The following is a 26,101-nucleotide window of genomic DNA, read 5'->3' as shown; positions in this document are numbered from 1 at the left end:
TTTTGACTAACTGGTTTGATCATGCCGTTTAACTTACCTATAGCATTAACTCTTTTCAGGCTTTTTTTACTGCCCATTTTCGTGGTGCTGTTTTATTTACCCTATGACTGGACCCCTTTTGTTGCCGCCTTTACCTTTTGGCTCGCGGCGTTAACGGATGCATTAGATGGTTATGCTGCCCGTAAATTGAAGCAATTAACCCGTTTTGGTGCTTTCCTCGATCCAGTCGCTGACAAGTTGATGGTGATAACAGCCTTAGTGCTGTTAGTCGATCAATACGCCAATATCTGGCTGACTATGCCTGCACTATTTATGATAGGCCGCGAGATTGTCATTTCAGCGTTGAGAGAATGGATGGCTGAAATTGGTAAACGTGGTACTGTCGCCGTGTCTTGGATTGGTAAATATAAGACTGCAGCGCAAATGGTGGCGATTATTGGCCTAATTTGGCAATACAATCCTTTAATGACCAATGCTGCGTTTGTGCTGTTATATATCGCTGCAGTATTAACTTTTTGGTCAATGATGAGTTACATTTTAGCCGCTTGGAAAGATCTGACTGCTGAATAGTGCAATAAAAAATCAAAGAGATTATTTAGTGTGCAAGCAGTAAGTTATCGATAAAACAGCGGTTGACACTGGGTGGTAAATCGGTAGAATGCCACCCCGTAGACAAGAGACGATGTGAAAACAAAATCTTAACGCTACTGAATATTGAAATGTGATATTCGCTCAGTTGATAAGGTTAAATACGATACCTTATTTACTTGAGTAAATAGTAAAGCAAAATGCGACATTAGCTCAGTTGGTAGAGCGATACCTTGCCAAGGTATAGGTCATCGGTTCGAACCCGATATGTCGCTCCAATATTCTTGAAGTCTGATTCTGGTTAATCCGAGTTAGCAACTATGGCGCGATGGCAGAATGGCTATGCTGCGGATTGCAAATCCGTCGATCTCGGTTCGACTCCGGGTCGCGCCTCCATAGATTAACGTATTAATGACACGATTCCCGTCGTTAATATAAAGAGTTTGCCCGAGTGGTGGAATCGGTAGACACAAGGGATTTAAAATCCCTCGCTGGTAACAGCGTGCCAGTTCAAGTCTGGCCTCGGGTACCATTATTTTTGATGATAATGGTAAAAATAAAGTCCTAAGCATTAATAGGGGTTTATTAAAGATTTAGTTGTTGTATTAAGTTTTAGTTATATAGCGTTAATAATATTTTTGACATGATTCCCGTCATTGATATTCAGAGTTTGCCCGAGTGGTGGAATCGGTAGACACAAGGGATTTAAAATCCCTCGCTGGTAACAGCGTGCCAGTTCAAGTCTGGCCTCGGGTACCATTATTCTGTATGAATAGCATAAAGCCTCAACGAAAGTTGGGGCTTTTTTGCATCTGGATTTCCACATTTAGTCAGTGTTGTCCGCTAGAGATTTAAGGCCAAACTTGACTAACACGCTTGGCGTGCCGCTGCCGATAAAAGCTTAAGTCTGGCCTCGGGTACCATTATTCTGTTTGAATAGCATAAAGCCTCAACGAAAGTAGGGGCTTTTTTGCATCTGGATTTCCACATTTAGTCAGTGTTGTCCGCGAGAGATTTAAGGCCAAACTTGACTAACACGCTTGGCGTGCCGCTGCTGATAAAAGCTTAAGTCTGCCCTCGGGTACCATTATTCTGTTTGAATAGCATAAAGCCTCAACGAAAGTTGGGGCTTTTTGCATCAGGATTTCCACATTTAGTCAGTATTGTCCGCGAGAGATTTAAGGCCAAACTTGACTGACACGCTTGGCGTGCCGCTTTCGATATAAGGAATAGTCATCAATGTGTTGGACTATTATCTCTTGCCTTAGTTAGCAGGGCTTCCTGCTGCGGGCTAGTCATGGGGCGGAGTGCTGAAAACGATAGCGTTATGCAGCAGCGGTGTGTTTGAAGTCGATAGCATCATTTTGAAGCAAGCCAGTAGCTATGTTGATTTAACTCTTTGTGCAGTGAACTCAGAGCAAAAGCCGTGATATTATTTCGGCGAAATAACAGGTCGTGAGTTTTTGCTTTGGTTTAACTTATTTATGCTTAGATAAATCTAGGAATGGAAAACTTATCAATAAAATCTCTCGATAAACGCTAGGCATAAAAAAGCGCCAGTAAAGACTGACGCTTTTATTAACCCTAGCTTTTTATTAACGCTATAGGGTCGGTTTATGCTCGCTAAGCAAGGGAACTAATTGAGCTCTATTGCCAATCGTCGCTATTCCAGCGGTATAACCAAGTCGCTGCGAGGGGTTTATCGTCTTTCTTCAACTGTAATCTCAGTTCGGCTACATTGGTGCTTTCTGGTTCGAAGCTGACAAATACCCGTGCACCATTGATGTCAGGGTGGGCAACAATCCGAGTAGACAGGATTTTGCCTTTGCTGATGCTGGCATCGATACTAATTTTATCAATATCTTGTGGCTTGATATTACTAAAGTCGACGAGTAACTCTTTACCCTTGCTGAGCACTTGCCCCTTCGAACTGCGGACCACTCGTGCCTTTGACGCGATTGAAGGGCTGTCGTTTGACGCCGTCATACGATAGGAATATTTATATGGTTGATCTTTCTTCAGGCCGCCTTGAGGCTCCCAATAGGCGACTATGTTGTCGTTGGTTTCAGCACTCGATGGGATTTCAATCAACACCAGCTGACCCTTGCCCCAATCATTAAGTGGCTCAATCCACGCTGAAGGGCGAAGTTGATAGTTTGCACTCAGATCTTGATAGTCTTCAAACTTACGATGGCGCTGGATCAGACCAAAACCTTTAATATCTTCATCGGCAAAGGCGCTGACTTGCAGTTTGTTGGGATTATTTAAGGGGCGCCATAGACGCTCGCCATTACCGCGATCGATTTGCAAGCCGTCTGAGTTGTGTACTTCAGGGCGGTAATCGGGTTTATCTGAGTTATCTAATCCACCAAACAGGAACATAGAGGTCAGCGGCGCAAGGCCAACATGTTGAATATCTTTGCGTGGGAACAGGGTTACATCCACTTCGACACGTGATGGTGCGCCGGGATAAATACCAAAACGATAGGCGCCAGTGACACTTTGGCTATCTAGCAGAGCATGAACCACAATTGCCGTCTGATATTTAGATGGACGCTCGACCCAGAAACGCTTAAACAGGGGATATTCTTCGCCTTTAGGCTGGGCGACATCTATCGCTAAACCACGATTCGACAGGCCATAGGTTTGCCCTTTAGACAGTACGCGAAAGTAGCTCGCGCCTTGGAACATGATGAATTCATCTTTCATTTCATCGTCATTGATGGGGTAATGCAAACGCACGCCAGCATATTGACCTAATTGGGTGATGAGTTTTTCAATGGCGTCACTGGGCACATCGAACGAGGCCTCAGTGAGCTCTATCGGTATCGCTTTGCTGTTTTCGACCACGTCGATATCGACAAGGTTTTTATAGAGAAAACCCGGAGCAAAAAGCTGTACCGAAAATTTAGTGGGTGTACCGCCCCAAATCGCGGCATTTTCTTGATAATTGATTTTGCCATAGGTGGCAAAATCAAGATCGATCAGCTCTTTAGGCGCTTTCTTGGCTTCTTTAAATGGTTTTTGCGACAGCTGTTGCGCGATTTCGACTACAGTATCGTGGGTAAAATTTTTAGATTTTTTTTCTGGGGCAGGCGCAGGTGCTGCGGTTGTCTCTGCCGCTGCGGCATTGACGTTATTCATGCCGACGACGTAGACGATGGCGGTCAAGATGAAAAAAGGTAGTTTTTTGAGTAATGCCGGATAACCGGTAGGGTAATTCATCGTATGATTCATTCGCAAAATGGAAACTCCTTACTAAAATGACGCTGATTCATAGGCACAATATATGCTTCAGTCTATCTAATCCCTAAATATTAATAACTTGTCTGCTACAAAATCCTCAGTTGTGGGATCTGACTCGCTGAGGTGAGCGGTAATTTTACCTGTGTAGCAGGATATTTGTAACATAAATTATGATTTGCGCTATTTAGGTGCTGCTCTGGATACTTTGCTACATGGTTTAGCCGTTAATAACAGTAAATGCGAATGTGCTCGGCGGTAGTAATAGTCAGTGGTAGTAATAGCTCAGTGGTAATAAAGAGTGTGGTGAAAACGCGCTTGGCTAAGCTAACTTAGCACTGATTCAATCGAGTGGCGTTGCTACAGAGCCGAGGCACCGTTAACGTTAGGATTTGAAGAAAACAGACAAGCGCATTAGGGCTCAAGCGATAGGACTAGATAAATAACTGAGGCTCACCGTTTTTCCTGTGAGCCTATTTAGATGCGCTATGCGGCTGCTAGCTTGAATATTAGGGCTTGAGTAAATTAGGGCTTAAGTAAATTAGGCCTTGAGTAAGTGCGACAGATCGCTGCCCACAGGGATAGGGATTTCTTGCTGTTCTCCGCAGAACAAATACGCAGGTTGGTTACCTAAGAGTGAGAGTTTGTCTCCCTGACGCCACAGGGCTGAGCCTTCAACTATGCCGACCACAGGGGTTAATGGGTCAACTTTAGTGAACTCTAATAACCGCTGGGCACGGGTTTCACCATTGTGGCCAGGTGCTTGGTAATTGGAATAATGCGGATTGAGCTGGAACGGTACTAAGTTTAATGCGTTGAACGACGGCGGCTCGATGATGGGCATATCGTTCGTGGTGCGAATGCTCAGTCCCGATACGTTAGAACCCGCACTCCAGCCGATATAAGGTTTACCAAGGGCGACTTGCTCACCAATCAGCGTTACCAGATCATAGCGATATAGTTGGTGCAATAAATGAAAAGTGTTGCCGCCACCGATTAAAATACCGTCGGCATCTTTAATCGCTTGTTGTGGATCGGGATGCTGGTGAATGCCACTGATATCGAGTTCAAGCTCACTTAACCCTGTCACTACAGACGCCAAATAAGTGTCATAACTCATGCTGACGCCAGCATAGGGAATAAAAATCCATTTCTGCGCCTTGGCGGTAAGCGGTTTAATAAAAGGGATCGCGTGGGCAAGGTAAGGTGTATCACCGACACGAGAGCTGCTCAGTAGTAGGGCATTGATTGTCATTTTATATCCTGAAATCTCGGAATGTGCTGGCATGTTAACAAAGATTAATCCCGATAAACATAGAGAAATAAAGCAGAATTGCGCTGTAGCACTGATAGCCGCTAGATTTAAGTTTCGATTAATATACTGTCCCTAGACTCTCGAACCATGAAAGACAGTGCCTTTATACGAGAAAGATAACCTAATTTAAAAACTCTTTTCTTTTACCACTTGAATTTCGATGATTTGGACATATTATGTCTTTGAACAAAGTTAAATGGCACATTCTTGCCCTAAAGGAGCTGAAATGAAGCGTATATTTTTATTGATTGCGACTAACCTAGCTGTGTTGCTAGTAGCCTCAATTGTAATGTCTATTCTAGGCGTGAACACGTCTACTATGGGTGGACTGCTGGTGTTCGCTGCCATTTTTGGATTCGGTGGGGCCTTTATCAGCTTAGCCATTTCAAAATGGATGGCGAAAAAGACCATGGGTTGTGAAGTGATCACCACCCCACGTGACAGTACCGAACGTTGGTTAGTAGAGACGGTTGCCCGTCAAGCTAAACAAGCGGGGATTAAAATGCCAGAAGTGGCGATTTATCAATCATCCGACATGAACGCGTTCGCTACAGGCCCAAGCAAAGACAATTCATTAGTGGCTGTGAGTACGGGTCTGTTATATGGCATGAGCCAAGATGAAATCGAAGGCGTATTGGCCCACGAAGTGAGCCACGTTGCTAACGGTGACATGGTGACCTTGACACTGATCCAAGGTGTGGTTAACACCTTCGTTATCTTCGCGGCCCGTGTGGTTGCAGGCATTATCAACAACTTTGTGTCGAGCAATGATGAAGAAGGTGAAGGTTTAGGCATGTTTGCTTACATGGCCGTGGTTTTCGTGCTGGATATGCTATTCGGTATCTTGGCTTCAATCATCGTCGCTTACTTCTCACGTATTCGTGAGTACAAAGCCGATGAAGGCGCGGCCCGTTTAGCGGGTAAAGGCAAGATGATTGCTGCGCTTGAGCGTTTACGCCAAGGTCCAGAAAGCACGGCAATGCCTGCACAAATGTCTGCCTTTGGTATTAACGGCAAACGTTCAATGGCGGAAATGATGATGAGTCATCCTCCATTAGAAAAACGTATTGCAGCGTTAAGAGCAAGCTAATAAAGAGTGAGTTAGGTTTAAGTTTTAAGACTCACTTGAGATTAGAACTATGACTCTCAATATCGGGCTCAAACTTTGGTTTGAGCCCGATTTTTTATGCCTGCAGTAAATTGTGTTGCGCGGTTGCTGCAAGGGCGCGATAGACCAGTGTCGTTTGCTTCGCCTTTATATTCCAATGCTGCCAAAAGAGTGGCACGCGCATGCGACGCTCTGGCGTGAGCTCAATCAGTATCCCTTGATCGATTAACGGCTTAGCTTGCAGATGACCGACGAGTCCATAACCTAAGCTTAAGTTAATCGCTTCTAAAAAACTTTCTGAAGAGGGGATTGTATGTTGCCACCATTGCCCTGGCGTCATATTGAAATATTGGACGAGAAACTTCTCGTGCAGCTTATCTTTGGTGGAAAACACCACTGCTGGCGCCTTTGCTAACTGGGCTTGGCTAATGCCGTTAAACAGCTGAGTGTTGCTAAGTGACTGAGTATCACTCGGCTCGCTAAAATAGCGCGCGGCAAATTCGGGCGTGGCGACACACAGGTATTCCATGGTGCCTAAAAACTCACTGCTGCAACCCGCCATCGGCACTTCGGTTGTGGTGACGCAGCCGACCGCTTCACCGTTTTTCAATAGATGATGGGTGTAAGACTCGTCATCGACAATCAATTCCAATAACCAAGCATGGCGGCTGAACATGCCTGCCAGCGCAGGTAAAAACCAAGTGGCTAAACTGTCGGCATTCACAGCGATGCGCACTGTGGTTGGATGGTTGGGATCGTCGGCGTCCATCTCAGCTCTTAATTCACTCTCTAGTAATTGCACCTGCGAATAGTGGCGCAGTAGGCGTTTGCCTGTGGGTGTCGCGACCACAGGATTGGAGCGAATAAGTAATGACTGACCGACTTTTTCCTCAAGCTGCCGAATACGTTGCGATACTGCCGACTGGGTGATGTGCAGCACTTTGGCGGCGCGATCGAATCCGCCTTCTGAGACCACAACAGCAAGGGCTTTGAGATTGGCGTATTCCAGCATAGTCATCCTTAATCGATGTGCGTTTGATGATTATTAATTTTACTTATGATACATAAAAAACATTAGTTATATTAATTTTGTTGTTTTGACTATGCTAGCGCCTTCTTCGAACATGAGAGGTGGTTATGCAAGCGGCATTTATACAAGGTATGGGAATTGGTGGCAGTTTGATTATTGCTGTAGGCGCGCAAAATGCCTTTGTGCTTAAGCAAGGTATCAAGCGCTCGTACCCGTTACCGATTGCCTTGCTTTGTTCTATCATTGATGCGCTGATGATCACTGCGGGTGTGGCGGGGCTGGGGCACATCATTGAATCTTTCCCGACCATTAAGCATGTGGCGAGTTTCGGTGGCGCCGCGTTTCTACTCTGGTATGGCGCGAATGCGCTCAAGGCATCGTTTGTGGCCAAGGGCATTGAGATGGAGCAGGCTGATAGTGCCGATACCTTCAAAAAGGCCGTGTTGACCACGCTTGGGATCAGTCTGCTTAATCCGCATTTGTACCTCGACACTGTGGTGCTGCTCGGCAGTATTAGCACTCAATTTGATGATTTACATCGGCCTTGGTTTGGCGCGGGTGCTGTACTGGCATCGTTTATTTGGTTTTTTGGCTTAAGTTTTGGTGCGCGTTTGCTGGCGCCCATTTTTACTCGCCCAGCGGCATGGCGTTATCTTGACCGTTTTATTTGGTTAACCATGTGGAGTATTGCCGCCGCGATTATTTGGCCCTATGTGGCAGGATAAACCGACGTTGTGATGCCATAGAATACGGGCTAGCTGAATGCTTTTGCGGTTTTTTTGCTCGGTTAGATCGTATCTTGTGATATGAAAGTGAAAATTTTTCATGAAAAAGGTCCTGATTTCAGGACCTTTTCGTTATCGATTGCCGATTATTTATTCAGCCTTTTGACATCAACCCACGACATTTACACTTTTGTGCTGATTAAATCAGCAGCTTGAAGCCTTGTATTCGTCGCCATATCTGTCATTAACCTGCGATTTGCGCGAGTACGACTTCATGGTGATCTTTGGTTTTAAACTTATCGAACACGTGGGAAATAGTGCCATCGGTATTGATAAGGAAGCTTAATCTGTGGATGCCATCATAGGTTTTACCCATGAATTTCTTTTCGCCCCAGACCCCAAAAGCATCGGCGACACTGTGGTCTTCATCGCTCAATAAGGTAAAGTTGAGCGCTTGTTTTTCAGCAAATTTGGCCAGCTTAGCCACAGGATCTGGGCTGATGCCAAATACCGTCACATTATGGCTATCGAGCGCGGCTTTGCTGTCACGTAGACCGCAGGCTTGCACTGTGCAACCTGGGGTTGCTGCTTTAGGGTAAAAGTACACTAAAACAGGACCTTGCTTGAGGCTGTCGGCCAGTGAAACTAACGTGCCATGTTGATCCTGCAGGGTAAATTGAGGCGCTTTTGCCCCAGCCGTTAAGGTATTCATCTATTATCCTCTGTCCTCTAAAATGGCTGTGCCTTCCATACGACGAATAGTGCAATCTAAGGTCATATCTTGGGCGAGTTGATAGATACTCTGTTCGAGCTTTTCTAGTTCAACTTTTTCAGGAATATTAATGGTCAGCGACACGTTTTGCGTCTGCTCACTGTCAGGTAATTCTTCGGAGAAAGAGCGCACTGCAGCCAGATCTAATGACCTGTCGGCAAGGAACTGGGTAATGCGTTTAATCGTGCCACGCTGGTCTTTACCTGTGAAGCGAACTTCAAGGCGAGAAAGGTAATTTTGTGGTGTGTGTTTAGAGGTGCGTTTCATCACCGTCAGCAGTTCTAACTCAACGCTGAGACTGGGGAGCATGCTTTCAATTTTCGTTATTGATGCCCACGAGCCTGACAACATCATGATAAGGGTAAATTCGTTACCAAATAATGCCATACGGCTGTCGACGATATCGCAGTCACAGTCACTGGCAAGACGAGCTAGTTTACTTACGAGTCCAGGACGGTCGAGACCCATCGCTGTTACGACCAGGAAATTGGTCATGAATTTTCCTCACTTTTTCGATATCATAGAGCGAAAACTCAGGGTTGAAGCTGAGTTTTTGTGCGGGATGTAATGCTACCATAACTAATTCAATTTGAGAGCCCCGTTAATGCTTGTCATTAGTGGTTGGCATCAGTACCATAGCGAATCCTGAAATCTTGGGGAAAGTCAGATGATAAACGGAAGCATCGTAGCCTTAATCACGCCAATGAACAGTGATGGCTCAGTAGATTTTGCAAGTCTTGAAAGGTTAGTCGAATTCCATATTGACCAAGGCACAGATGCCATTGTGGCCGTTGGTACTACTGGCGAGTCAGCGACTCTGCCTATGTCTGAGCATGTAACGGTCGTTTCACAAACCGTTAAATTTGCTGCGGGCCGCGTTCCTGTCATTGGTGGCAATGGTGCCAATGCCACATCTGAAGCCGTTGAGCTCACCAAGTCCTTATCTAAGGTGGGTGTTGCCGCTATGCTTGGCGTAACGCCATATTATAATAAGCCAACTCCTAAGGGATTGATTGCACATTATAAAGCAGTGGCTGCCAGCACTGATATTCCACAAATTCTTTATAATGTCCCTGGTCGTACTGCCGTTGATATGTTGCCAGAAACCGTTGCCGAGTTAGTCAGCGTTAGCAATATTATTGGCGTGAAAGAAGCGACCGGTGACTTATCCCGTGTAAAACGTCTGCGCGAACTGTGCGGCGACGATTTTCTCTTGTATAGCGGCGATGATGCCACTGCCAGAGAGTTCTTACTCTTAGGCGGTAATGGTGTGATCTCAGTCGCTAACAACATAGTGCCACAAGCGTTTAAAGCTATGTGTGATGCGGCGCTGGCGGGTAATGCTGAGCTTGCGCTGAGTATAGACACACCACTGCGCGGTTTATACAGCACACTATTTTGTGAAGCCAATCCTATCCCAGTAAAATGGGCTGCCCATCGCATGGGTTTGATTGAATGTGGCCATATTCGTTTACCTTTGACTGAACTTTCTGAGCAATGTCATGGTCTGTTGATAGAAGCAATGACTCGTGCCCAGATAGAGGTTAAATAATTAATGTTAAAGAAAGTCACCCCACTGATCTTAGTTGCTGCCGTTGCAGCCTGTAGTTCGCCACTTGAGCGTCGCCAAGCGAACGGTACTGAAGACTATGTTCAGGCTGAGCAAGCACCTTTGCTTAAGATCCCTGCCGGATTGAAAACACCGCCCTACAATAAAGAATTCGATGTGCCAGCATTAGGCCCTAAAGCCAATGCTTCACTCTATGGTAAAAGTTTAGATATCCGCCCGCCACTGCAAGTGCTGCCTATGGCTGAAGGTACTCACGTGGAAGAGGGCAGCGACAACATTAAAATCGTGGTCGAATCTATCGACAATTCTGTGGACTTAAAACAAGAAATCTTTACTAACTTAGACGGTTTCTTGGCCCAAAAAGGGATTGCCGTTCGTAGTCGTGATGTAGAAAAAGGCAGCATAGAAACCGATTGGATCGAAAGTCGTGAAGTGATCGAATCAAACATGTGGGGCTCAGATAAAGTTTATCTGCTGCGTCAACGCTATCGTTTTGATGTGGAAACACGCCCACATGGTCGTACTGCGAATATCGTTATTCACTTAGTTGAACACGAAGAGTTTTACGACGATAAAGCACAAAACGTGTTATTAAGTGGCGAAGATAAACAAAGATACACGATTGATATGCTGAACAGTGCTATTGCGTACATCAGCGTTAAACGTGACCAAGCGATCCAAGCGAATCGTTTGAAGCAAACCTTAGGTATCAATGTTGATTTAGTCACGCCAGAAGAAGGCAAAGCCTACTGGTCAGCTAAAGCCCCGTATAAACAAGTATGGGATCGTCTGCGTATCGTGCTGCCAGAAATGGGCTTCGAAATTGCCGATATGGATAGCGCGAAAGGATTGTACTTTATCAAGTTTGACGATAACTCAGGTTTCTGGAGTTCATTGTGGGGCGAAGATAAGTTAGCGCTAAAAGAAGGCAGCTACCGTTTACTGCTTGAAGATGGCGATACGCCTGAAGAGACTAAGATCTTCCTCCGCGATGCTGAAGATCAGCCATTGAGCGATGAAGTCGTTACCAATGTGTATCAGTCACTGTCAAACCTGATGAAAGAAGAACGCAAACTGCGTTAATTTCAACGGTTGATGAGAGAAGGGCGAATTATCGCCCTTTTTTATTGGCTGCGATTTATGGATCGGGGGGGGATGATTATCTAAGCAAACGGTGTTTTAGGCTTTAATTGTCTAGATATCAATATTTTTTGAATGGTTTTAGCAATAGGTTCCGCTGGATTTATCATTTTTAGAGATAATCACTAATCAACCTCGTTATCGTACTGCATTCTGGCCATTCTGGCCATTCTGGCCATTCTGCCATGTATATCGCCAAAGACACTTAATCACACATATTTTGCGCTATTGGCGTAATTTGTAAGAAAAAGTAAAACGTATTGATGCGATGATGTGAGTGAGTAAACTAGCCGTCATTAATGCGAGTCATCCCTTGGAAGCCCGATGAAAAAAATTATTCTAATAATCGCCCTATTGGCCGCGGCATGGTTTGGATATCAAGCCATGCAACCGCAAGAGATTGCCACCGCGCAAATGAAACTCATGCCTAACGTAGTGATCGCCACTGCTGCCATGGCACCTATTCGCGATGAAGTGGAAGCCATCGGCACCAATAAAGCCGCAGAATCTGTGACCATAACCCCTAAAGTTACCGACATGGTGATAGCACTTAAGTTTGATGATGGCGACATAGTCAAAAAGGGTGACTTGCTAGTCCAACTGCAAAATGCTGAGCAGATCGCTAAGGTTAAAGCCGCGCAAGTCAAAGTCAGTGATAATCAACGTGAATTCAACCGTATCAGTTCGTTAGTCACCAGCCGCACTGTGGCAGAGTTAGAACGCGACAGATTACAAACCCTTATCGATACCACCCGCGCAGAGCTTGAGCAGGCGCAAGCATCACTCAATGATCGCAGTATTCTGGCGCCTTTTAATGGCCGTTTAGGTTTACGCCAAATCAGTGTCGGCAGCCTAGTATCGCCCGGCACTGCGATCACTACCTTGGATGATATCTCTAAGATCAAACTCGACTTTTCAGTACCTGAGCGTTTTATTCAAGATTTAGCCCCGGGCAAGAAAGTCGAAGCTAAAGCCGTGGCCTTTCCTGATTTTACCTTCAAAGGCGTGGTGACCTCGATTGACAGCCGCGTAAACCCAACTACGCGCACTGTGATTGTCCGCGCCGAAATCCCCAATCCTGAGCTGCGTTTATTACCGGGCATGTTGATGAAGGTAAAACTCATCAAACGTAGCCGCGAAGCCTTGATGTTGCCGGAATCTGCCATTATCCCGATCCAAAACGACCACTATGTTTACAGTGTTAATGCCGACAATGTGATTGAGCGTAAACAAGTCACTATCGGGATTCGTACCCGTGGTTGGGTGGAAATTTTAGACGGTTTAGCTTTGGGCGAAAACGTGGTGATCCGTGGCTTATTGAAAGTCCACCCTGGCGATAAAGTGCAAACGGAGTTCGCGGAAAAGTTTAGTTATCTTGCTGATACGAGCGCGGAGCCAAGTGTATGATCCTCACTGATCTCTCGGTAAAACGTCCCGTATTTGCCTCAGTGATCAGCTTGCTGCTGGTCGCCTTCGGGCTTGTCTCCTTTGATAAATTACCCCTGCGTGAATACCCAAATATCGATCCGCCCGTGGTGTCTATCGACACTAACTACCGCGGCGCCAGTGCCGCCGTGGTGGAAAGCCGCATTACCCAATTGATTGAGGACAGGATCAGCGGTGTCGAGGGCATTCGGCACGTAAGTTCATCGAGCAGTGATGGCCGCTCATCCGTCACCTTAGAGTTTGATATTAGTCGCAATATTGAAGATGCGGCTAACGATGTGCGCGACCGTATTTCTGGCTTACTCGACAATTTACCCGAGGAAGCTGATCCCCCAGAAGTGCAAAAAGCCAATGGCGGCGATGAAGTGATCATGTGGCTCAATTTGGTGTCGGATCAAATGACTACCCTCGAATTGACCGATTACACCAACCGTTATTTAGCCGACCGTTTTTCAGTGGTCGATGGTGTGGCGCGGATGCGTATCGGCGGCGGCAAAGTGTATGCGATGCGGATATGGCTCGACAGACAAGCCTTGGCATCGCGCAGTTTAACAGTTGCCGATGTGGAGTCAGCGCTTAGAGCCGAGAACGTCGAGTTACCCGCAGGTTCGATTGAATCCAAGGAGCGGCATTTTACGGTGAGGCTCGAGCGGGGTTATCGCACCGCTGAAGATTTCGCAAATCTAGTGATCACCCAAGGGGAAGACGGTTACTTAGTTAAACTGGGGGATGTCGCGCGGGTGGAAATCGGCTCTGAAGAAGAGCGGATTATGTTCCGTGGCAACAAAGAGGCGATGATAGGTTTAGGCGTGTCTAAGCAGTCAACCGCCAATACCTTGGAAGTGGCGCGTGCGGTGAATGCGCTGGTCGACAAAATCAATCCAACTTTGCCAGCGGGTATGTCCATTAAGCGCAGCTACGATAGCTCAGTGTTTATCGAAGCATCGATTAAAGAAGTGTACCAAACCCTGTTCACTGCGATGGTCCTAGTGATTATCGTGATTTATCTGTTCCTTGGCAGTGTGCGCGCCATGTTGATCCCCGCGATCACTGTGCCTGTGTCCTTGCTTGGCACCTTTATTGTGCTGTATGCGCTTGGTTATACCATCAACCTTTTGACCTTGTTGGCGATGATCCTCGCCATCGGCATGGTGGTGGACGATGCGATTGTGATGCTGGAAAACATTCACCGCCGTATTGAAGAAGGAGATTCGCCCTTAAAAGCGGCCTTCCTCGGTGCACGTGAAGTGGCCTTTGCGGTCATCGCGACCACCTTAGTCTTGGTCGCCGTGTTTATGCCAATCACTTTCCTTGAAGGCGACTTAGGTAAACTATTCAAAGAGTTTGCTGTGACCATGAGTGCGGCAGTGCTGTTCTCTAGCCTAGTCGCTTTGACGCTCACACCTATGATGTGTTCTAAGTTGCTCAAGCCTAGCTCGCAGGATTCTTGGTTGGTGCGTAAGGTTGACGGCATCATGACCAAAGTGTCAAACCGTTATCAATTATCGTTAAAGTCTGCCATGGCCCACCCGTTATTGATGTCGATTTTGGTGTTGATAGCCTTGGGCTCAAGTGCCTATTTAGCTCAAAAAGTGCCGCAGGAATTTGCACCGCAGGAAGACCGAGGTTCGTTATTCTTGATGGTTAACGGACCGCAAGGCGCGAGTTACGAATACATAGAATCCTACATGAATGAAGTGGAAAACCGCTTGATGCCGCTGGTTGACACGGGTGATATCAAACGTCTGCTCATTCGTGCCCCCCGTGGTTTTGGCCGCGCTGCGGATTTCTCTAATGGTATGGCCATCGTCGTGCTGGAAGATTGGGGCAAACGTCGCCCCGTTAAAGAAGTGATTGCAGACATTAACAAACGGCTTGCCGATCTTGCTGGGGTGCAAGCGTTTCCTGTAATGCGCCAAGCCTTTGGCCGTGGCGTCGGTAAACCCGTGCAGTTTGTGATTGGCGGCCCAAGCTACGAAGAGCTGGCCCGCTGGCGCGATATTATGATGCAAAAGGCGGCACAGAATCCTAAATTACTCGGTTTAGATCACGACTATAAAGAGACTAAGCCGCAGCTTCGCGTCGTCATCGACAGAGACAGAGCGGCGAGCCTTGGGGTATCGATTTCAAATATTGGTCGTACGTTGGAATCCATGTTGGGCTCACGCTTAGTCACGACCTTTATGCGTGACGGTGAAGAATACGATGTGATCATTGAAGGCGAGCGCGGTAATCAAAATACCGCAGCGGATCTGCAAAACATCTATGTACGTTCCGAGCGCACTCAAGAACTTATCCCGCTGTCGAACTTAGTGACGGTGGAAGAGTTTGCCGACGCCAGTTCGCTTAACCGTTACAACCGTATGCGCGCTATCACCATAGAAGCCAGTTTAGAAGATGGTTATAGCCTAGGTGAAGCCCTTGATTATATGAATCAATTGGCGCGTGCTTATTTGCCAGCAGAGGCGGTAATTAGCTATAAGGGCCAATCCCTCGATTATCAAGAGTCGGGTAGCTCTATGTACTTCGTGTTCTTGCTCGCGCTGGGGATTGTATTCCTCGTGCTGGCGGCGCAGTTCGAGAGTTACATTCACCCTATGGTCATCATGCTGACTGTGCCGCTGGCGACCGTGGGCGCCTTAATTGGTTTGTGGCTCACGGGGCAGAGTCTTAATATTTACAGTCAGATAGGCATTATTATGCTGGTCGGGTTGGCGGCCAAAAACGGCATCTTGATTGTCGAGTTTGCGAACCAATTGCGGGATAAAGGCGTTGATTTTGATAAGGCGATTATCCAAGCCTCGGCGCAGCGTCTACGACCTATTCTCATGACAGGCATCACCACCGCCGCTGGCGCTGTACCTTTGGTCATGGCCGCAGGCGCGGGCGCTGAAACCCGTTTTGTGATTGGTGTGGTTGTGTTGTCGGGGATTTTACTGGCAACCCTATTCACTATCTTCGTGATCCCCGCCGCTTATGGACTCTTTGCCCGTAACAGTGGATCGCCCGAAGCCATAGCCCAACAGTTAGAAAAAGAACTAGCCCAAGACTAACGCCTACATCGGCTGATGTTCAAAGCACACATATAAGGCGCTTGGTATTCATCAAGCGCCTTATTTTTAGCCATTCGAACCTCGTTTTAGCCCTTGCCCTTGAAAAGCAAATTTGGAGCCCCATTTAGTAAACACTAAGCGTTACTTTTACCAAATTGCGTAACAAATAAAGGAAAATTTCATGTCACAACAAGAAACTCATGGTTTTCAAACAGAAGTCAAACAGCTGTTGCATTTGATGATCCATTCTTTGTATTCCAACAAAGAAATTTTCTTGCGTGAACTGGTCTCCAACGCTGCGGATGCAGCGGACAAGCTGCGTTATCTGGCGTTGACCAATGACGCTCTGTACGAAGGCGACGGTGAACTGCGAGTCCGAATCAGTGCCGATAAAGAAAAAGGCACTGTGACCATCGAAGACAACGGCGTGGGTATGACCCGTGACGGCGTAATTGAGCATTTAGGCACAATCGCTAAGTCGGGCACCGCTGATTTCTTTAAGAATCTATCGGGCGAATCTTCAAAGGATTCACAGTTAATCGGCCAATTCGGTGTCGGTTTCTATTCAGCCTTTATCGTGGCGAAGAAAGTCACGGTTCGCACCCGCGCTGCCGGTCATAAGGCCGATGAAGCCGTATTGTGGGAATCAGAAGGCGAGGGTAGCTTCACCGTTGATACCATTACTAAGGCGAGCCGTGGTACTGAAATCACCCTGCACCTGCGTGATGAAGAAAAAGAATTTGCCGATGATTGGCGCCTGCGCTCGATCATCACTAAATACTCTGATCATATCTCTGTGCCAGTCGAAATGTGGCAAGAAGGTACGCCAGAGCGTGATGGTCCAGATGGCGAAAAAATTCCTGCGACCGAAGGCCAATGGAAAGTCATGAACAAAGCGACTGCTTTGTGGATGCGCAGCAAAGCTGACATCAGTGACCAAGAGTATCAAGAGTTTTACAAACACATTTCCCACGATTATACCGACGCACTATTGTGGAGCCATAATCGGGTAGAAGGTAAGCAAGAATACACTAATCTATTGTATATTCCTGCAAAAGCGCCTTGGGATATGTGGAACCGCGACCGTAAACACGGCCTGAAACTGTTTGTGCAACGTGTGTTCATCATGGATGACGCTGAGCAATTTATGCCATCTTATCTGCGCTTCGTGCAGGGCTTAATTGATTCAAACGATTTGCCGCTGAACGTATCCCGCGAAATTCTGCAGGATAACCACGTGACCAAAGCGATGCGCACCGGTATCACCAAACGTGTGCTTGGCATGCTGGAAAAACTGGCGAAAGACGATGCGGAAAAATATCAACAGTTCTGGGCTGAATTTGGCCAAGTGCTAAAAGAAGGGCCTGCGGAAGATTTCGCCAACCGTGAACGTATCGCGGGCTTACTACGTTTTGCCTCGACCCACACGGGCAGTGCTGCGCCGACTGTGTCACTCGATGACTACATCAGCCGCATGAAAGAAGGTCAAACTAAGATTTATTACATTGTTGCCGACAGCCATGAAGCCGCCGCTAACAGCCCACATTTAGAGTTGTTACGTAAGAAAGGCATTGAAGTCTTACTGATGTCAGAGCGTATCGACGAGTGGCTAATCAACCACTTAACTGAGTACAAAGAGAAACAACTGCACTCAGTGACCCGTGGTGATTTAGAACTTGGCGAGCTGGAAGATGCATCTGAAAAAGAAGCGCAAGAAAAGCTTGAGCAAGAATCGGTAGCTTTAGTTGAACGCATTAAAGCGGCATTAGGCTCAACCGTTGCGGATGTGAAAGTCACGTCACGCTTAACTGACACCCCAGCCTGTGTGGTGGCGGGTGAAGGCGAAATGTCGACTCAGATGATTAAGCTGATGCAAGCTGCCGGTCAACCTGTGCCAGAAGTGAAGCCGACATTTGAGATCAATCCAGCGCACCCATTAGTGTCGCGCTTAAATGATCTTCAAGATGAAGCCGCCTTCGCGGATTGGTCGAATCTGCTGCTGCAACAGGCGCAATTGTCTGAAAAAGGTAGCCTTGCGGATCCATCGGCCTTTATCAAGCTGATGAACCAAATGTTACTGGCTAACATGAAGTAAATGATGATCGGGGCCCTTCTTTGAACGGCCCCGATATTGTTTCTAGTGCAGGAAGAGTGGTTTAAGCCTAGAGCAGAGCACTCCACTTCCGTGTTGCATCAATTCAAAAGGTGGTCGACATTCTGACATTGATGCGCCTTGAATTGAAGCACCCTAGGCGCTCTGAAACTCGACTCTTCAGGTTGCTTGGGTATACAAGCTGTTAAGACAACGATTTTAAAATAGCGCGTTGAAACTGAGTGCTAACGCTTCGTTTTAAAAGCATAAGGCCTCCCATGATTGAGGCCTTAAACGTTAAGGGAATACTATGGACAATATCCTCAGCCTGACTAAAGATAATATTCAGCAAGTGGTTGATGCCTCGATGCAGCAGATCGTGGTGTTAGCATTTTGGGCACAGCCGCAGGAACAAAGTGTGGCTATGCTGCACACCTTAGAGCACATTGCCACGCAAAATGCGGGTCGATTCGTGCTCGCTAAAGTTGACTGTGAAGCAGAATTAGAAATTGCCAATTACTTTCGCATTCAAAGTCTACCGACCACGTTAGTATTGGATAAAGGTCAGCCTGTCGATGGTTTTGCTGGCCTGCAAGATGCGGCGCAAGTCACAGCCATGCTGGATAAACATTTACCGCCTATGTGGCAGTTACAGTTAGCACAGGCCAAAGCATTACTCGCCCTTAGTCAAGTGAGCGCAGAGGATCTTGCCACTGCTGCCGTGTTGCTTAAAGACGCGCATGCAGGCTCAAATCAAGCGGGTGAGGTGAGTTTAGTGCTCGCCGATGTGTATCTGATGCAGGGCGAATTAGTGTTAGCGCAAGCCATGCTTGAGAAAGTCGGGCTTGCCGACCAAGACGGTTACTACCAGAGTTTAAAAGCCAAGCTCGCACTTGCCCTAGATGCAGCGGATACCCCTGAAATTCGCGATTTACAGCAAAAGTTTGAGCAAAATCCAACAGATTTAGTGTTATTACTCGAGCTGAGTAAGGCATTGCATGCCGCCCACCGCGATGATGAAGCATTAGATCTGTTACTCGGTGTGCTCAGTAAAGATTTAGGTGCTGAAAATGGCACAGTAAAACAAGTGTTTATGGAAGTATTAACGGCACTTGGCCAAGGTAATCCCATAGCCAATCAATACCGCCGTAAGCTCTATACCTTGCTCTATTAATGATAAAAATGCCTAAGGAACGGCAGTTTATTTGCGGTTTCTGAGGCTAAAGTCGAAGCTAAAAGCCTTCTCAATGGCGGCCAGATGTGCGAAGATCGCCGCCCTAAGAAGAATATCAATGCGAAAAGAGGACTCTTGAGATGCGCATTATCCTATTGGGCGCCCCAGGTGCCGGTAAAGGTACCCAGGCCCAGTTCATTATGGAACAGTATGGTATCCCACAAATTTCCACTGGTGATATGTTACGTGCCGCGGTCAAAGCCGGTACTCCACTGGGTTTGGAAGCGAAAAAAGTGATGGATGCTGGTCAACTGGTTTCTGATGATCTGATCATCGGTCTGGTTAAAGAGCGTATCGCACAGGAAGACTGTGTTAAAGGTTTCTTGTTAGACGGTTTCCCACGTACTATTCCACAAGCGGATGCGATGGCGGCAAACGGTATTAGCATTGATCACGTGATTGAAATCGATGTGCCAGACGAAGAAATCGTTAAGCGCATGAGCGGTCGCCGTGTTCACCCAGGTTCAGGCCGTGTTTACCATGTGGTTTTCAATCCACCTAAAGTGGAAGGTAAAGACGACGTGACGGGCGAAGATTTAGCTATTCGTCCAGATGACGAAGAAAGCACAGTGCGTAAACGTCTTGCTATTTACCACGAGCAAACTAAGCCGCTGGTTGAATACTACGGTAAAGTGGCTGCAGCTGGTCAAACTCAATACAACAAGTTTGACGGTACTCAATCGGTTGCGGCCGTGAGTGAGCAGCTTGCCAGCGTGTTGAAATAACCGAAAAAGCTTAATTTACGAGAACGAGTTCTCATATTAGAAAAAAGCCTGCCGATGCAGGCTTTTTTTATGGGCATCTGAATGTTAGCCTCCAAGTGAACTTCATTAACCATGAGCCTAACGTTGAATCCTTCCCCTGCTTTTGGTGTGTTATTGGTTAACCTCGGCACGCCTGATGAACCTAGCCCTAAGGCCGTAAAACGATTTTTAAGGCAGTTTTTAAGTGATCCCCGTGTCGTTGATTTATCGCCGTGGATTTGGCAACCGCTGCTGAACGGCATTATCCTCAACACCCGTCCGGCGAAAGTCGCCAAACTCTACCAAAGCGTGTGGACGCCAGAAGGCTCGCCCTTGATGGTGATAAGTGCACGCCAAGCACAAAAGCTGGCTGTGGACTTAAGCGCCACGTTTAACCAGACCATTCCGGTTGAACTGGGCATGAGTTACGGCAATCCCTCCATAGATGCGGGATTTGAACGCCTGAAAGACCAAGGGGCTGAGCGCATTGTTGTGCTGCCTTTGTATCCCCAATATTCCTGCTCGACGGTGGCAAGTGTGTTCGATGCCGTTGCCAGTTATCTGAAAACCGTGCGTGACATACCTCAGGTTCGCTTTAATAAAGACTATTTTGATCATGATGCTTATATAGCGGCGCTGGCGCATAGTGTGACGCGTCACTGGAAAACCCATGGGCAGGCCGACAAGTTGCTATTGTCATTTCACGGTATTCCACTGCGTTATGTGAAAGAGGGCGATCCATACCGCGAGCAGTGTTTTGTCACGGCGAAACTGTTAGCGCAAAAACTTGAGCTTAGCGAGTCGCAATGGCAGGTGTGCTTCCAATCGCGCTTTGGCCGCGAAGAATGGTTAACGCCCTACGCCGATAAACTATTGGCCGAGTTACCAGCACAAGGGATCAAAAGTGTCGATGTGATTTGCCCAGCTTTTGCGACCGATTGCCTCGAAACCTTAGAAGAAATCTCCATCGGCGCTAAGGAAACCTTTTTAGATGCAGGTGGCAGCGACTATCGGTTTATCCCTTGTTTAAACGACGATGAGTTACACATTGAATTATTACGGCAATTAATCCAAGAACAAGCGGTATCTTGGGTATAGGAGCACTGGCTTCGAACTGATTTTGTGATAGAATCTGCGCCCTTCCGGCTAAGGGGTGGTTTTTTTGTCTCGCTAGCCTAGACTCAATATTTTTAGGATGCTGCTTGGCTTGACCGCCTCGGCAGACGCCAATTAGCATGGATGCCAGGAAAAGAGAGCCACTATGAAGTTTCCCGGTCAGCGTAAATCAAAACATTATTTTCCGGTTAAAACCCGAGATCCGCTGCTTGAACAGCTGACTCAACAGCCTCAGCCGTTTGCGACCTATATCAGTGGTATTGATCAAACCTTAGTGGATATCGAAGCGAAAGTGGAAGACGAATTGCTGAGCCGTTATGGCTTGCCCAAAGGCAATTCTACCTTGATCAATGATGAACAGGCCCACAGACTCTACACTGAGTTAAAAATTCATGGTTTGATTAGCGATGAATTTGCTGGTGGCACTATTGGTAACACAGTGCACAACTATTCTATTCTGGCCGATGACCGTTCAGTGCTGTTTGGGGTAATGAGTCAGAATATCGAAGTGGGCAGTTACGCCTACCGCTATTTATGTAATACCTCTTCTAAAGTCGACCTTAACTTTCTACAACCTGTAGATGGTCCTATCGGTCGCTGTTTTACCCTGATTTCTGAGTGCGGCGAGCGAACATTTGCGATCAGCAAAGGCGCTATGGATAAACTCACACCTGAATTTATCGATAAAGACGTGGTGCAGGGCAGTTCAGCCTTAGTGTTGACCGCGTATTTGATGCGCGCCAGTGATGGCGACCGTATTACCGATGCGGCCATGTGCGCTATCGAATATGCAAAAGCCGCCGAAGTGCCCGTGGTATTAACCTTAGGCACGCGTTTCTTGATTGAAGAAGATCCACAATGGTGGCAAAACTTCATCAAAGAACATGTCACCATTTTGGCGATGAATGAAGATGAAGGTGAAGCCTTAACCGGTTCACGGGATCCTTTGCTTGCCAGTGAAAAAGCCTTGGAATGGTGCGACATGGTATTAACCACAGCGGGGCCTATCGGGCTTTATACTGCGGGTTATACTGAAGATTCTGAAAAGCGCGAAACCGTTCATACCCTGTTGCCGGGCGCGATCCCAGAATTTAACCGTTATGAGTTCTCTCGTCCAAAGCTTAAGAATGACTGTGAAACACCGATTAAAGTGTTTGCCCACATTTCACCTTATATGGGCGGTCCAGAAAAAATTGGGAATACCAATGGCGCTGGCGATGGCGCCTTATCGGCGTTATTGCACGATCTGGCGGCTAATACTTTCCATAAGACTAACGTGCCGGGTTCGAGTAAACATAAGCGCGATGGCCTGTGTTATTCCTCGTTTTCGCAAGTGTGTAAGTACGCTAACCGCGTCGCCTATGAAGTCTTAGCCCAGCATAGTCCGCGTTTATCCCGTGGTTTACCTGAGCGCGAAGACAGCTTAGAAGAATCCTACTGGGAAAGATAAGTCGGTAGCTGTATTGGTATTAAGCTGACTGATTTACGCTAGGGCAATAACGGCAAACCGTTGTTGCCCTTATTTTTATAGCGTTTATCAATAATCAATTAACTAAGCATTAATTTTAACTACAGGCAGTTGCGAATAAATGTTAACGTTAGTCGGGTTCAGGTAGTCCAAATACAGCGATAATTTAAGGTGGAATTTTCGGTGAAAGCGCAAATCTTAAGAGAAATGAAGGTACTCACGGCCATAGAGCCTGAGTTCGAAGTGCAACGTCGTGTCGCGTTTATTAAAACCAAACTAAAAGAAGCGCGTAGCAAGGCATTGGTATTAGGGATCAGCGGTGGGGTGGATTCTTCTACTGCTGGGCGTTTGTGTCAGTTGGCGGTGGACAGTTTAAACCAAGAAAATGGCCAAGGCGGTTACCAGTTTATCGCTGTGCGATTACCCTATCAGATCCAAAAAGATGAGCATGAGGCGCAATCAGCCTGTCAGTTTATTCAACCTTCTAAATTGGTCACAGTGAATGTGCATCAAGGGGTTGATGGTGTGCACAGCGCTACCGTTGCTGCGTTAGCCGAAGCCGGATTGCCTTTACCCGATGTAGCCAAAGTGGATTTTGTGAAGGGTAACGTTAAAGCCCGTATGCGCATGATAGCGCAATACGAACTCGCCGGACTCGTAGGCGGGCTTGTGGTGGGGACAGATCACAGCGCCGAAAATATCACAGGTTTTTATACCAAGTGGGGCGATGGTGCCTGCGATTTAGCGCCGTTATTTGGTCTTAACAAGCGCCAAGTTCGTCAACTTGCCGCGTATCTTGGTGCGCCAGAGTCTTTAGTGCATAAAGCGCCGACTGCGGATCTAGAAGACAATAAACCGCTACTCGAAGATGAAGTCGCACTGGGGCTAACCTATGCGCAAATCGATGATTTCCTTGAGGGTAAAGATGTCGGCAAGGCAGTTGAAGACAAATTGATTGGTATTTATAAGGCAACGCAGCATAAACGTCAGCCTATCCCAACCATCTACGACTAACGCTGAATCGTCCTCGAATATGCACTCGTTTGAACTCAGTTCGCGAGTGCTTTTTTATGTCTTTTTTACCTAGTTGCTGGGCTAGTGGCAGCCTTTACAGCTGTTGGCGTCGCTGTAACGAGGAGACTGGCTGCGATTATTCATTGAAGCTGGCTATCCTGCAGGGGCATCTCACTGGAGGATGTTGCAGAGGAATGTTGCTGAGGCCTGTGACAGTGGCATCTGGTCGCAACATTTAGCAGCGGCATCTTGTTGTAGGGATTATGGAACGGCTAAGTTCTGGCGTGTCAGGGCGATCAGTTGGTTTGGGTATTGGCGATAATCCAAATAGGGCGTGAGTAAACAATGTTGTCCCTGCGAAGATGGAAGCGTCATCGCGGTTATGGATTTGTTTTGGGCGGTTAAATGCTGCGCACGAGTATCGCTTGCAGACATGGTGAGTCCTAAACACTTTGCAGCCACTTGCCCCGCGATGAGATGGATCTTCGCGTTTGCCATCAACTCAGTGCCGCCTATGCAGAGCAGTTCATTTTGCTTGAGTAACACTTGGTCACGATAGCTGCGCCAATCTTTTCCAACCGCGCTGATTTTTGCCATAATAGTGAAGATCTTACGCCAATGATTGCCATTTAGAGCAATGAGTGCCCCGACTGCGTCTGGCTGAGTGTAATGCCAGCCGTCAGGTATCAGCGGCGCGGTAGGAAGATAGTAGGCGAACCTAGCGTGTGGATTACCGATAATCATCAAGTGTGTATAAATTTCGTCGGAATAAGACACTTTCGATCCTAACCCAATTAGGGCTTATGCAGTTAATAAAATGGCGCGGCTTATGGCAGAGGATGTTATCACGGTAAAAAATTTGAAGGATGTTTTTATCTAACCGTATAATTGGCTTGCTGATTTTATCTTATTGTTTTCTAGGAATCGCCATGAAGGCCATTATCATAGGTTCGACAAAACACCTATTCTTAGCCGCAGCGTATGCGAGTATTGGTATTGCGGTGGCGTTGCTCGCGACAGGGATTTACTTTCTTAATGCGCGACCTGAATTGTCGTTATGGCATACGGTCGAGTTAGAAAATGAGTTCCATTACAATACTAAACTCGCTAGTTTTAATGAGTACTTAGCGCTAGAAGAGCGCTTATTCGCCGAAGTTGAGCGCAAAGTCGTCCAAAAAATTCCTGCCAATGAATTTTCTCCCGTGAACCGCTATGTCAAAAATAGTTTATCCGATCCTGCCCATTGGCCCCAAAATTGGAATCGCAGTTATGAATGGCCCAAAGCCGATGCCGAGTTTGGGATATTGCTGCTCCACGGCATGTCAGACTCGCCCTATGCCTTATCCAATGTGGCAGCGCATTTTAAAGGTAAAGCCCATGTTCTGGGCTTAAGATTGCCAGGGCATGGCACCATTCCGAGTGGCTTAACAGAGGTTTATTGGCAAGATCTCGTCGCTGCGGTAAATTTAGCGACGGCGCATATGCGGCAAACACTGAAAGGTAAACCGCTATTTGTTGTGGGCTTTTCGACCGGTGCCGCCATAGCACTAAACCATGAGTTAGAGCGTATCAGTCAAGATAAAACCCCAGATTATGCTGGGATGATTTTTATCTCGCCTGCGATAGGGTTAACGCCATCGGCGGCGGCCGCACGCTGGCAGAGTTGGATTGGCCGATTGCTGGAGCTGGATAAGCTGCAATGGAACAGCATTCAAGTGGAGTACGATCCCTTTAAATACACCTCTTTTGCGGTCAATGCGGGGGATGTGGTGTATCAATTAGCGCTACGCAATCAAGGTTTATTGGCTGGATTAACTTTGCCGCAAAGGGCGCAAGTTCCATCGATACTTACTTTTCAGTCGGTCGTGGATGCAACCGTTTCAACTTCGGCGGTGGTGAATAATCTGTATCAAACGTTACCAGAAAAAGGCCATGAGCTCGTGCTGTTCGATATGAACCGACTCGATGTGAATGCTAAAATGGTGTCCAATGATCCACTGGCGGGCTTGTTGGCGAGCATCAATAGTCCTGCGCTGCATTATCGCGGCACTGTGGTGGAAAATATCAGTCATGAAACCACGCAAGTTCAAGCGCGCAGCTTTGGTTTAGCTGCACAGGGTAAAGTGGTCACAGAAGGCAATGAACAAGTGTGTGCATTAGATCTGTATTGGCCCGCTGGCGTGTATTCCTTGTCCCATGTTGCGCTACCCTTTGGTGTGGATGATGGCCTCTATGGCGCGATCATTGAGCCTGATTTACATCGGATACAAATCGGTGCGACGGCTTCACGGGGAGAGCGCGGTTTGTATAGTGTGTCGGCATCGGAAATGTTGCGCCAGAAATGGAATCCCTTCTTCCCGTATCTACTTGAGCGCATGGATGAGTATCGACTAGCCCATATGCACTAGGATTTCGTGATTGATTAACCGTTCAGCTAATCTGGC

At 47.0% G+C, this 26,101-nt stretch carries 20 protein-coding genes and 4 tRNA genes; 18 read left to right on the top strand and 6 right to left on the bottom strand.

The annotated features are described in order from the left end of the window. The first annotated feature begins 21 nt into the window (after positions 1–21). The 5 genes from pgsA to Q4Q52_RS11650 all read left to right on the top strand — a co-directional run bounded on the left by pgsA (position 22) and on the right by Q4Q52_RS11650 (position 1,347). Positions 22–570: a CDP-diacylglycerol--glycerol-3-phosphate 3-phosphatidyltransferase gene (pgsA, locus tag Q4Q52_RS11670; protein WP_006082068.1), complete on the top strand. Its 549-nt coding sequence runs from the start codon at positions 22–24 to the stop codon at positions 568–570. Positions 571–790: 220 nt separating this feature from the next. Continuing rightward, positions 791–866, top strand: a tRNA-Gly gene (locus tag Q4Q52_RS11665). A 44-nt stretch (positions 867–910) separates the two neighbouring features. Then, positions 911–984 (top strand) — tRNA-Cys (locus Q4Q52_RS11660). A gap of 49 nt (positions 985–1,033) precedes the next feature. Beyond that, positions 1,034–1,120, top strand: a tRNA-Leu gene (locus tag Q4Q52_RS11655). 140 nt (positions 1,121–1,260) lie between these two features. After that, positions 1,261–1,347: transfer RNA gene (locus tag Q4Q52_RS11650), tRNA-Leu, on the top strand. Positions 1,348–2,235: 888 nt separating this feature from the next. On the opposite strand, the gene Q4Q52_RS11645 is transcribed toward Q4Q52_RS11650, so the two are convergent. Next, positions 2,236–3,825 carry a glucan biosynthesis protein G gene (locus Q4Q52_RS11645; RefSeq protein ID WP_311890686.1) on the bottom strand — a complete coding sequence of 530 codons (1,590 nt, stop codon included), beginning with the start codon at positions 3,823–3,825 and terminating at the stop codon, positions 2,236–2,238. A gap of 547 nt (positions 3,826–4,372) precedes the next feature. Further along, the gene (pepE, locus tag Q4Q52_RS11640; protein WP_311990687.1) at positions 4,373–5,086 is read right to left on the bottom strand and encodes a dipeptidase PepE; all 714 of its coding nucleotides are present in this window, start codon (positions 5,084–5,086) and stop codon (positions 4,373–4,375) included. Positions 5,087–5,372: 286 nt separating this feature from the next. Between pepE and htpX the strand changes: the two genes are divergently transcribed. After that, the gene (gene htpX, locus Q4Q52_RS11635) at positions 5,373–6,236 is read left to right on the top strand and encodes a protease HtpX (RefSeq protein WP_012089480.1); all 864 of its coding nucleotides are present in this window, start codon (positions 5,373–5,375) and stop codon (positions 6,234–6,236) included. Positions 6,237–6,330: 94 nt separating this feature from the next. Here the strand turns inward: htpX and Q4Q52_RS11630 are convergent, their stop codons facing one another. Further along, positions 6,331–7,266, bottom strand: coding sequence for a LysR family transcriptional regulator ArgP (locus Q4Q52_RS11630; RefSeq protein ID WP_311990686.1), 936 nt, complete (start codon positions 7,264–7,266; stop codon positions 6,331–6,333). 125 nt (positions 7,267–7,391) lie between these two features. On the opposite strand from Q4Q52_RS11630, the gene Q4Q52_RS11625 reads away from it, so the two are divergent. Then, complete coding sequence (locus tag Q4Q52_RS11625) at positions 7,392–8,009, top strand: LysE/ArgO family amino acid transporter (protein ID WP_106650801.1); 618 nt, start codon at positions 7,392–7,394, stop codon at positions 8,007–8,009. Between the two features lie 244 nt (positions 8,010–8,253). On the opposite strand, the gene bcp is transcribed toward Q4Q52_RS11625, so the two are convergent. Together bcp and Q4Q52_RS11615 are read right to left on the bottom strand one after the other, a co-directional pair. Next, positions 8,254–8,721 carry a thioredoxin-dependent thiol peroxidase gene (gene bcp / locus Q4Q52_RS11620; RefSeq protein ID WP_311890689.1) on the bottom strand — a complete coding sequence of 156 codons (468 nt, stop codon included), beginning with the start codon at positions 8,719–8,721 and terminating at the stop codon, positions 8,254–8,256. A 3-nt stretch (positions 8,722–8,724) separates the two neighbouring features. Then, entirely contained in the window at positions 8,725–9,276 is a 552-nt protein-coding gene (locus Q4Q52_RS11615) for a glycine cleavage system protein R (RefSeq protein ID WP_012089477.1), read from the bottom strand. 172 nt (positions 9,277–9,448) lie between these two features. On the opposite strand from Q4Q52_RS11615, the gene dapA reads away from it, so the two are divergent. The 10 genes from dapA to nadE all read left to right on the top strand — a co-directional run bounded on the left by dapA (position 9,449) and on the right by nadE (position 23,657). After that, positions 9,449–10,333: a 4-hydroxy-tetrahydrodipicolinate synthase gene (dapA, locus tag Q4Q52_RS11610; RefSeq protein WP_006082060.1), complete on the top strand. Its 885-nt coding sequence runs from the start codon at positions 9,449–9,451 to the stop codon at positions 10,331–10,333. A gap of 3 nt (positions 10,334–10,336) precedes the next feature. After that, positions 10,337–11,434, top strand: coding sequence for an outer membrane protein assembly factor BamC (gene bamC / locus Q4Q52_RS11605; RefSeq protein WP_012197275.1), 1,098 nt, complete (start codon positions 10,337–10,339; stop codon positions 11,432–11,434). 381 nt (positions 11,435–11,815) lie between these two features. Next, entirely contained in the window at positions 11,816–12,898 is a 1,083-nt protein-coding gene (locus Q4Q52_RS11600) for an efflux RND transporter periplasmic adaptor subunit (RefSeq protein ID WP_259510572.1), read from the top strand. After that, complete coding sequence (locus Q4Q52_RS11595) at positions 12,895–15,990, top strand: efflux RND transporter permease subunit (RefSeq protein WP_300482668.1); 3,096 nt, start codon at positions 12,895–12,897, stop codon at positions 15,988–15,990. The genes Q4Q52_RS11600 and Q4Q52_RS11595 overlap by 4 nt, the downstream gene beginning before the upstream one ends. Positions 15,991–16,171: 181 nt before the next feature. Further along, a complete protein-coding gene (htpG, locus tag Q4Q52_RS11590) occupies positions 16,172–18,085 on the top strand; it encodes a molecular chaperone HtpG (RefSeq protein WP_311990685.1) in 1,914 nt (637 codons plus the stop codon). 307 nt (positions 18,086–18,392) lie between these two features. Beyond that, entirely contained in the window at positions 18,393–19,256 is an 864-nt protein-coding gene (locus tag Q4Q52_RS11585; protein ID WP_311990684.1) for a tetratricopeptide repeat protein, read from the top strand. Between the two features lie 140 nt (positions 19,257–19,396). Beyond that, complete coding sequence (gene adk / locus Q4Q52_RS11580; RefSeq protein ID WP_006082054.1) at positions 19,397–20,041, top strand: adenylate kinase; 645 nt, start codon at positions 19,397–19,399, stop codon at positions 20,039–20,041. Positions 20,042–20,152: 111 nt separating this feature from the next. Further along, positions 20,153–21,157 (top strand): ferrochelatase, encoded by a 1,005-nt coding sequence (hemH, locus tag Q4Q52_RS11575; RefSeq protein ID WP_311990683.1) that lies wholly within the window; start codon positions 20,153–20,155, stop codon positions 21,155–21,157. A 163-nt stretch (positions 21,158–21,320) separates the two neighbouring features. Beyond that, on the top strand, positions 21,321–22,625 hold the full coding sequence (locus tag Q4Q52_RS11570; protein ID WP_113940875.1) for an inosine/guanosine kinase: 1,305 nt from the start codon (positions 21,321–21,323) through the stop codon (positions 22,623–22,625). Between the two features lie 201 nt (positions 22,626–22,826). Then, a complete protein-coding gene (nadE, locus tag Q4Q52_RS11565; RefSeq protein ID WP_259520190.1) occupies positions 22,827–23,657 on the top strand; it encodes an ammonia-dependent NAD(+) synthetase in 831 nt (276 codons plus the stop codon). A 261-nt stretch (positions 23,658–23,918) separates the two neighbouring features. Here nadE and Q4Q52_RS11560 read toward each other — a convergent pair whose 3' ends face one another. Beyond that, positions 23,919–24,401, bottom strand: coding sequence for a DUF6942 family protein (locus Q4Q52_RS11560; protein ID WP_311990692.1), 483 nt, complete (start codon positions 24,399–24,401; stop codon positions 23,919–23,921). A 185-nt stretch (positions 24,402–24,586) separates the two neighbouring features. On the opposite strand from Q4Q52_RS11560, the gene Q4Q52_RS11555 reads away from it, so the two are divergent. Beyond that, a complete protein-coding gene (locus Q4Q52_RS11555; RefSeq protein ID WP_311990682.1) occupies positions 24,587–26,065 on the top strand; it encodes an alpha/beta fold hydrolase in 1,479 nt (492 codons plus the stop codon). The last annotated feature ends 36 nt before the right edge of the window (positions 26,066–26,101 follow it).

It is taken from the genome of Shewanella sp. SP1S2-4 (genome assembly GCF_031932075.1).
GTDB lineage: Bacteria > Pseudomonadota > Gammaproteobacteria > Enterobacterales > Shewanellaceae > Shewanella > Shewanella baltica.
This window is presented reverse-complemented; position numbering and strand designations above follow the sequence as displayed.

What these genes read in the sequence shown, in the direction of transcription:
- Q4Q52_RS11615 (WP_012089477.1), bottom strand. Translation starts at nt 9,276, where the DNA reads ATGACCAATTTCCTGGTCGTAACAGCGATGGGTCTCGACCGTCCTGGA.
- adk (WP_006082054.1), top strand. Translation starts at nt 19,397, where the DNA reads ATGCGCATTATCCTATTGGGCGCCCCAGGTGCCGGTAAAGGTACCCAG.
- pgsA (WP_006082068.1), top strand. Translation starts at nt 22, where the DNA reads ATGCCGTTTAACTTACCTATAGCATTAACTCTTTTCAGGCTTTTTTTA.
- Q4Q52_RS11630 (WP_311990686.1), bottom strand. Translation starts at nt 7,266, where the DNA reads ATGCTGGAATACGCCAATCTCAAAGCCCTTGCTGTTGTGGTCTCAGAA.
- Q4Q52_RS11555 (WP_311990682.1), top strand. Translation starts at nt 24,587, where the DNA reads ATGAAGGCCATTATCATAGGTTCGACAAAACACCTATTCTTAGCCGCA.
- pepE (WP_311990687.1), bottom strand. Translation starts at nt 5,086, where the DNA reads ATGACAATCAATGCCCTACTACTGAGCAGCTCTCGTGTCGGTGATACA.
- Q4Q52_RS11585 (WP_311990684.1), top strand. Translation starts at nt 18,393, where the DNA reads ATGGACAATATCCTCAGCCTGACTAAAGATAATATTCAGCAAGTGGTT.
- htpX (WP_012089480.1), top strand. Translation starts at nt 5,373, where the DNA reads ATGAAGCGTATATTTTTATTGATTGCGACTAACCTAGCTGTGTTGCTA.
- Q4Q52_RS11600 (WP_259510572.1), top strand. Translation starts at nt 11,816, where the DNA reads ATGAAAAAAATTATTCTAATAATCGCCCTATTGGCCGCGGCATGGTTT.
- Q4Q52_RS11570 (WP_113940875.1), top strand. Translation starts at nt 21,321, where the DNA reads ATGAAGTTTCCCGGTCAGCGTAAATCAAAACATTATTTTCCGGTTAAA.
- dapA (WP_006082060.1), top strand. Translation starts at nt 9,449, where the DNA reads ATGATAAACGGAAGCATCGTAGCCTTAATCACGCCAATGAACAGTGAT.
- htpG (WP_311990685.1), top strand. Translation starts at nt 16,172, where the DNA reads ATGTCACAACAAGAAACTCATGGTTTTCAAACAGAAGTCAAACAGCTG.
- Q4Q52_RS11645 (WP_311890686.1), bottom strand. Translation starts at nt 3,825, where the DNA reads ATGAATCATACGATGAATTACCCTACCGGTTATCCGGCATTACTCAAA.
- hemH (WP_311990683.1), top strand. Translation starts at nt 20,153, where the DNA reads ATGAGCCTAACGTTGAATCCTTCCCCTGCTTTTGGTGTGTTATTGGTT.
- Q4Q52_RS11560 (WP_311990692.1), bottom strand. Translation starts at nt 24,401, where the DNA reads ATGATTATCGGTAATCCACACGCTAGGTTCGCCTACTATCTTCCTACC.
- Q4Q52_RS11625 (WP_106650801.1), top strand. Translation starts at nt 7,392, where the DNA reads ATGCAAGCGGCATTTATACAAGGTATGGGAATTGGTGGCAGTTTGATT.
- bamC (WP_012197275.1), top strand. Translation starts at nt 10,337, where the DNA reads ATGTTAAAGAAAGTCACCCCACTGATCTTAGTTGCTGCCGTTGCAGCC.
- bcp (WP_311890689.1), bottom strand. Translation starts at nt 8,721, where the DNA reads ATGAATACCTTAACGGCTGGGGCAAAAGCGCCTCAATTTACCCTGCAG.
- Q4Q52_RS11595 (WP_300482668.1), top strand. Translation starts at nt 12,895, where the DNA reads ATGATCCTCACTGATCTCTCGGTAAAACGTCCCGTATTTGCCTCAGTG.